Genomic DNA, 7506 nt, shown 5'->3' with positions numbered 1-7506 from the left:
CTGATGGTGATGGCCATCGGCTTCGGCGTGGCCGCGTCGATGACCACCTGGTCGGTGTTCCGCGCCGTGTCGGGCGACCCCATCCCGTGGAAATCCTCGCGGCTGTTCGTGCCGCAGGTCGACAACTGGGGGCCGTCGTGGACCAAGCTCAACGACGGCGAGCCGGCCAATGCGCTGGGCTATGCCGACGCCATGGCCCTGATGCGCGACCACCGCGCCGCGCGGCAGTCGGCCATGTACCGCTTCTCCAGCGCGGTGGTGCCCACGCGGGCCGGGCAGCACCCGTTCTACGTCTCCGGCCATGGCGTCTACGCAGAGTTCTTCCCGATGCTGGAGGTGCCGTTCCGCTACGGCGGCGCCTGGTCGGCGGCCGACGATGCGCGGCGCAGCGAGGTGGCGGTGATCAGCGCCAAGCTCAACCGCAAGCTCTACGCCGGCGCCGACAGCGTGGGCAAGACGGTGAGCATGGACGGTCGGCTTTACCGCATCGTCGGCGTGCTGGACGGCTGGAACCCCGCGCCGCGCTTCTACGACGTGGTCAACAGCGGCGCCTGGGGCGACGACGGCAGCGACGATGTGTTCCTGCCGTTCCAGACCGCCATCGCCGCCGGCATTGCCAATGATGGTTCGACCAACTGCAACGAGACGCCGGCGGAGCCCGGTTTTGTCGGACTGCAGCATTCGAGTTGCGTGTGGATCGCCTACATGGCCGAGCTGGACGACGCAGCCGCCGTGGCGCGTTATCGCCAGTATTTGGACGGCTACGCGCGCGAGCAGCAGCGGGCCGGGCGCTTCCACTGGCCGCCCAACAACCGCCTGCGCGACCTGCCGGCCTGGCTGGACAGCCAGCACATCGTGCCCAGCGACACCAAGGTCTCGCTGCTGGTGGCGTTGGGCCTGCTGGTGGTGTGCCTGGTCAACACGGTGGGCCTGCTGCTGGCGAAGTTCCTGCGCCGCAGCGGCGAGATCGGTGTGCGCCGCGCGCTGGGCGCGCCGCGGCGGCAGATCTACGCGCAGTTCCTGCTGGAGGCGTCGATGGTGGGCCTGGCCGGCGGAGTGCTGGGCCTGTTGCTGACCGGGCTCGGCGTGGCCGGCATCGGCTGGGTGCTGCCGCCCTCGATCGCCGGCCTGGCGCGGCTGGACGCCCGCCTGCTGGGCCTGACCCTGCTGGTGGCCGTGGCCGCCACGCTGGTCGCGGGCCTCTACCCCACCTACCGTGCCTCGCGGGTGCAGCCCGCCTGGCAGCTCAAATCCAACTGAGGGCGGCCCATGCGCATGCACCCCATCCTCGCAGCACTGCGCCGCCACAAGTCGGGCGTGGCGCTGATCGCCCTGCAGATCGCCTTGACCCTGGCCATCGTCTGCAACGCCGTCTTCATCATCGGCCAGCGCATCGAGCGGCTGAACCGGCCCACCGGAGTGGACGAGGACAACCTGTTCGTGATCACCCAGCGCTATGTCGGCGCCCCCAGCGGCGACGATGCCGCCTCGCTGGAAAAGCTGGACGCGATGGAACGCACCGACTTAGATGCCCTGCGCCGGCTGCCCGACGTGGCTTCGGTAGCCTACGCCTCGGCGCTGCCGCTGAGCGACGGCATGTGGACCGGCGGCATCGGGCTCAAGCCGGCGCAGCAGGATGAAAGCGCGCACGCGGCGTACTTCGCCGTGGACGAGCGCGCGCTCGACACGCTGGGGCTGCGCCTGGTGGCCGGCCGCGCCTTCACCGCCGCGGACATCGAGCACCACGGCATGCGCGGCGAACGCAAGCCGGCCATCGTGATCGTCACCAAGGCGCTCGCCGACAAACTCTTTCCCCAGGGTGATGCGGTGGGCAAGACGGTCTATCTCGACGACGACAGCACCCCAAGCACCATCGTCGGTGTGGTCGAGCGCTTGCAGATCTCCGGCGGGCACAACCACGCCGCCTGGGCCGACACCTTCGCGTGGAACTCGGTGCTCGAGCCGTTGCGCATCGACTTCGCCTATGCCCGCTACGCCGTGCGCGCCAAGCCAGGCCGGCTCGCCGAGGCGATGCGCGCGGTGGCGCCGGCGCTGTACGCCGTCAACCCGATGCGCGTGCTGGACGACGAGGCCAGCGTGCAGAGCTTCGCCGACATCCGCGCCGACGCCTACCAGGCCGACCGCGGCATGGCCATCCTCATGGGCATCGTGTGCCTGATCCTGCTGGCGGTGACCGCGGCGGGCATCGTCGGCCTCACCAGCTTCTGGGTCGGCCAGCGGCACCGGCAGATCGGCGTGCGCCGGGCGCTGGGCGCGCGCCGCGGCGACATCCTGCGCTACTTCCAGGCCGAGAACCTGATGATCGCCGTCTTCGGCAGCTTCGCCGGCGTGCTGTTGGCGCTGGGGCTCAACCTCTGGCTGATGCGCCACTACGAGATGGCGCGCCTGCCGGTGGCCTACGTGCTGTCCGGCCTGCTGCTGGTGCTACTGCTCGGCCAGTGCGCGGTGCTCGGCCCCGCCCGCCGCGCCGCCCGCATCCCACCCATCGTCGCCACCCGCGCCGCCTAGACAGGAGGCACCCATGTTCCACTACTACCTCGACCTCGCCCTGCGCAGCCTCAAGCGCAACAAGATGCTCACCGCGCTCATGGTGCTGGCGATCGCGTTGGGCATCGGTGCCTCGATGACCACGCTCACCGTGCTGCACGTGCTCTCCGGCGACCCGCTGCCGGGCAGGAGCGCGCAGCTCTACTACCCGCAGCTCGACCCGCAGGACATGGACGGCTACCGCGAGGGCGGCGACCCGCCCGCGCAGGTGAGCTGGATCGACGGCATGAACCTGCTGCGCGCGAAACGCGCCGACCGCCAGGCGCTGATGACCGGCGGCGCGGTGCCGATCCAGCCGGCGCAGGCCTCGATGGAGCCGTTCTTCGAGGACGCGCGCTACACCACCGCGGATTTCTTCCCGATGTTCGACGTGCCTTTCCTCTACGGCCGCGGCTGGGGCGGCGCCGACGACGAGGCCAAGGCGCGCGTGGTGGTGATCTCGCGCAAGCTCAACGACAAGCTGTTCGGGGGCAAGGACAGCACCGGCCAGACGCTGCGCATCAACGACGCGGCCTTCCGCATCGTGGGCGTGCTCGACAGCTGGCGGCCGGCGCCGCATTTCTACGACCTCAACACGGGCAGCTACTCGGACAACGAGGGCGTGTTCGTGCCGCTCGCCACCTCGCGCGACCTGAAGCTTAGCCGCAACGGCTCGATGGACTGCTGGGGCAAGGGGTCCGGCGGCGAGGACAACCTGGAAGCCGCCACCTGCGTGTGGCTGCAGTTCTGGGTACGGCTGGACAGCCCGGCCAAGGCCGCCGCGTACATGGACTACCTGCTGCACTACTCGCAGGAGCAGAAGGCGCTGGGCCGTTTCGTGCGCCCGCCCAACGTGCGCCTCAACGACCTCATGGGCTGGCTCGACGTCAACAAGGTGGTGCCGGGCGACGTGCGCCTGCAGGTGTGGCTGGCGTTCGGGTTCCTGCTGGTGTGCCTGGTCAACACGGTGGGGCTGATGCTGGCCAAGTTCCTGCGCCGCGGGCCGGAGCTGGGCGTGCGCCGCGCGCTGGGCGCGTCCCGGCATGCGGTGTTCGCGCAACTCCTGGTGGAGGCCGGCACCATCGGCCTGGCCGGCGGCATCGCCGGCCTGCTGCTCTCGCTGCTCGGCCTGTGGCTGGTGCGCAAGCAGCCCTCCGACTACGCCGCGCTGGCGCACCTGGACGTGGCCATGCTGCTGGTCACCTTCCTGCTCGCCCTCGCCGCCAGCCTGCTGGCCGGCCTGCTGCCCGCCTGGCGCGCCTGCCAGGTCACGCCCGCCCTGCAACTGAAGAGTAACTGACATGGACATCCTGCCCATTCTCTCGACCCTGCGCCGGCACAAGATCACCGCGCTGCTGGTGATCCTGGAGATCGCGCTCACCTGCGCCATCGTCTGCAACGCGGTGTTCCTGATCGGCCAGCGCCTGGAGCGCATGCAGATGCCAAGCGGCGTGGCCGAGCAGGAGCTGGTGCAGGTGCAGGCGGCCAGCATCGGCAAGCAGCCCGGCGCCAACGCGCGCACGCAGGAGGACCTGGCCGCGCTGCGGCAGATCCCCGGCGTCACCGCCGCCACCCTGGTCAACGAGGTGCCGTTCACCAACAGCTCGTGGAACAGCGGCATCAAGCTCGACCCGACGCAGAAGCAGGCCACGCTCAACGCCACCATGTATTTCGGCGAGAACGTGGTGGGCACCTTCGGCGCCCGCCTGATCGCGGGGCGCGACTTCCAGGCCGAGGAATACCTCGACTTCGACACCGTGCAGAAGGCGCAGAAGGTGCCGCCCCAGAACGCGGTGGTGATGATCACCCGCGCCCTGGGCGAGAAGCTGTGGCCCGGGCAGAGCCCGCTGGGCAAGACGGTCTACCTCGGCGAGGACGCCATACGGGTGGTGGGCCTGGTCGAGGCGCTGATCCGCCCCGCGCTGTTCGGCGGCGACGCCACCGCGCAGTGGACGCTGATCCTGCCCGTGCGCATGAACACCGGCAACGCCAGCCGCTACGTGCTGCGCGCCGCGCCGGGCGAGCGCGAGCGGGTGATGGCCGCCGCCGGCGCGGCCCTGCACAAGGCCGACCCGCACCGGGTGATCCTGGAGAAGAAGACGCTGGAGCAGATCCGCCGCGAGTTCTTCCAGAACGACCGCGCCATGGCCGGCCTGCTCGCCGGCGTGTGCGTGGCGCTGTTGGTGGTGACGGCGCTGGGCATCGTCGGCCTGGGCAGCTTCTGGGTGGCGCAGCGGCGCCGGCAGATCGGCGTGCGCCGCGCGCTGGGCGCCACCCGCGCCAACATTCTGCACTACTTCCAGACCGAGAACTTCCTGCTCGCCACCATCGGCATTGTGCTCGGCATGGCGCTGGCCTATGGCATCAACCTGTTCCTGATGGCGCACTACGAGCTGCCGCGCCTGCCGGCCGTCTATTTCCCGGTGGGCGCCGTCGCGCTGTGGCTGATCGGCCAGCTCGCCGTGCTCGGCCCCGCGCTGCGCGCCGCGGCGGTGCCGCCGGTGGTGGCGACGCGCTCGGTGTGATGTTTTTTTTCTTCTCCCACCGGGAGAAGGTGCCCGAAGGGCGGATGAGGGCGCGGGCGGAGCGTGGCCTCCCGCTCCGCCCGCACCCACCCTCTCCCACAGGGCGTGGGAAGCAAAGCAAAGAACGCAACGCGATGCACAAGGAGTACGGATGTTCGGCTACTACCTCGACCTGGCCCTGCGCAGCTTGAAGCGCAACAAGGTGCTGACCGCGCTGATGGTGCTGGCCATCGCCGTGGGCATCGGCGCGAGCATGACGACGTTGACGGTGATGCACCTGCTGTCGGGGGACCCCTTGCCGGGCCGCAGCGCGCGCATCTTCTACCCGCAGGTAGACGCTTACCCGGAGCACAAGGACACGGACGAGCCGGTCGACATGCTGGACTACCGCACGGCCATGGACCTGTGGAGCGCGCATCGCGCCGACCGCCAGGCGCTCGTCGCCGACAGCGTCGCGCAGGTGGTCGCGCCCTCGTCCTCCGTGCCGGCGACGATGCAGACGATGCTTTCCACCACGTCGGATTTCTTCCCGATGCTCGGCACGACGTTCCGCTATGGCGGCGGCTGGCGCGCCGAGGACGACGCGCGGCACGCGCGCCTGGCGGTGATCTCCGAGGATCTCAACAACAAGCTGTTCGGTGGCGGCGACAGCGTGGGGAAGACGCTGCGGGTGGGCAACACCGACCTGCGCATCGTCGGCGTGCTCGGGCGGTGGCGGCCCTCGCCGCTGTTCTACGAGGTAAATGGCGGGCGCTTCATGCATGGCAGGACCTCGCCCTATTACAGCAAGCCGCAGGACGTCATGCTGCCGTTCGCCACGGCGCTCGACATCGACGACGGCCATTTCAGCATCTTCACCTGCTGGGCCTCTGGCAGCACCGACCTCAAGGCGAGCCAGAAGAACTGGCCCTGCGTATGGATCGGCCTGTGGGTGGAGCTGGGCAATGCCGGCAAGGTGGCCGCCTACCGCCAGTTCGTTGCCGACTACGCCGCGCAGCAGAAGGCGCTGGGGCGCTTCAACCACGCCGGCAACACGCGGCTGCGCAGCCTCATGGGCTGGCTGGACTACAACGGCGTGGTGCCCGGCGACGTGCGGTTGCAGGCCTGGCTGGCGTTCGCCTTCTTAGGCATCTGCCTGTTCAACACCATCGGCCTGCTGCTGGCGAAGTTCCTGCGCCGCAGCGGCGAGATCGGCGTGCGGCGCGCGCTGGGGGCCTCGCGCATGGCGGTGTTCGAGCAATGCCTCGTCGAGGCGGGCTTGATCGGCCTGCTCGGCGGCATCGGCGGCTGGCTGCTCACGCTGGCCGGGTTGTGGCTGGTGCGCCGGCAGCCGGCCGAGTACGCGGACCTCGCCCATTTGGATCTTCCGATGTTTCTGGTCACCTTCGCGCTGGCCATCGCCGCCAGCCTGCTGGCCGGCGTGCTGCCAGCGGTGCGCGCCAGCCGCGTGGCGCCGGCGCTGCAGCTGAAGACCCTTTGAGGAGGAAAGGCCGATGCAGATACGACCGATCATCGCCGCGCTGCGGCGGCACCGCCTGGCTACTTTGCTGATTGCGCTGGAGATCGCGCTGGCCTGCGCGGTGCTGTGCAACGCCTGCTTCCTGATCGCCTCGCGCGTGAAGGCGATGGATATCGCCAGCGGCGTGGATGAGGCCTCGCTGGCGCTGGTGCGGATGGATTGCGTCAGCTGCGGCAAGGACCTCGCCGGGCGCGTGCTTGCCGCCTTGCGCGGCGTGGCCGGTGTGCAGTCGGCCACGGTAGTCAACGCTACGCCGTTCAGCGACAGGGTCGCCGACAACGGCGTCACGCTGGATGCCGCGGGCAAGCAACGCGGCGGCACGCCGCACTTCTACACCGGTGGGCCGGGCAGCGCCGAGGCGCTGGAGCTGCATCTGGTCGAGGGGCGGCGCTTCCAGTCGCAGGATTTCCAGCCTTCCGACGGCACCTGGCTGGCGCCGGATTCGCCGGTGTGGGTCACCCGCGCCTTCGCCGCCCATCTGTGGCCCGGGCAGGACGCACTGGGCAAGGAGTTTTGGGGCGGTTCGTACCATTTCCGCGTGGCCGGCGTGATCGACCACCTGGTCCGCCCCAATCCGGGCGACAGCGGGCCGGGTACCGAGGAGTGGTCGGTGTTCGTGCCGCTGGCCCAGGGCGACTCCAACGGCGTCTTCCTCCTGCGCGCGCCGCCGGCGCAACTCGGGCGCGTGCTGCGCGAGGCGCGCGCGGCGGCCATCAAGGCGGCGCCGGAAGCGGTGCTGAACACCGACCAGAGCCAGACGATCCGCGACTTGCGCAGCCGCTTCTTCCGCAACGACCGCGCGATGGCCGGCCTGCTGGTAGGCGTCATCCTGGCGCTGATGCTGGTCACGGCGCTGGGCATTACCGGGCTGGCGAGCTTCTGGGTGGGACAGCGGCGCAAGCAGATCGGCATCCG

General features: G+C 69.9%; 6 protein-coding genes. All 6 read left to right on the top strand.

Features of this window, described 5'->3' with window-relative positions:
- On the top strand, nucleotides 1-1260 hold a 1260-nt coding region (locus ACH65_RS14715; protein ID WP_049623371.1), incomplete at its 5' end, for an ABC transporter permease.
- Nucleotides 1261-1269: 9 nt separating this feature from the next.
- Entirely contained in the window at nucleotides 1270-2529 is a 1260-nt protein-coding gene (locus tag ACH65_RS14710; RefSeq protein WP_049623370.1) for an ABC transporter permease, read from the top strand.
- Nucleotides 2530-2542: 13 nt separating this feature from the next.
- On the top strand, nucleotides 2543-3847 hold the full coding sequence (locus ACH65_RS14705) for an ABC transporter permease (protein ID WP_049623369.1): 1305 nt from the start codon (nucleotides 2543-2545) through the stop codon (nucleotides 3845-3847).
- A 1-nt stretch (nucleotide 3848) separates the two neighbouring features.
- The gene (locus ACH65_RS14700) at nucleotides 3849-5072 is read left to right on the top strand and encodes an ABC transporter permease (protein WP_049623368.1); all 1224 of its coding nucleotides are present in this window, start codon (nucleotides 3849-3851) and stop codon (nucleotides 5070-5072) included.
- 151 nt (nucleotides 5073-5223) lie between these two features.
- Entirely contained in the window at nucleotides 5224-6552 is a 1329-nt protein-coding gene (locus ACH65_RS14695) for an ABC transporter permease (protein WP_049623367.1), read from the top strand.
- Nucleotides 6553-6565: 13 nt separating this feature from the next.
- On the top strand, nucleotides 6566-7506 hold a 941-nt coding region (locus ACH65_RS14690), incomplete at its 3' end, for an ADOP family protein (protein WP_049623366.1).

Source organism: Frateuria defendens, assembly GCF_001182895.1.
GTDB classification, from domain to species: Bacteria; Pseudomonadota; Gammaproteobacteria; order Xanthomonadales; family Rhodanobacteraceae; genus Frateuria_B; species Frateuria_B defendens.
The sequence above is the reverse complement of the archived record's forward strand: the minus strand, read 5'-3'. Positions and strand labels throughout refer to the sequence as shown.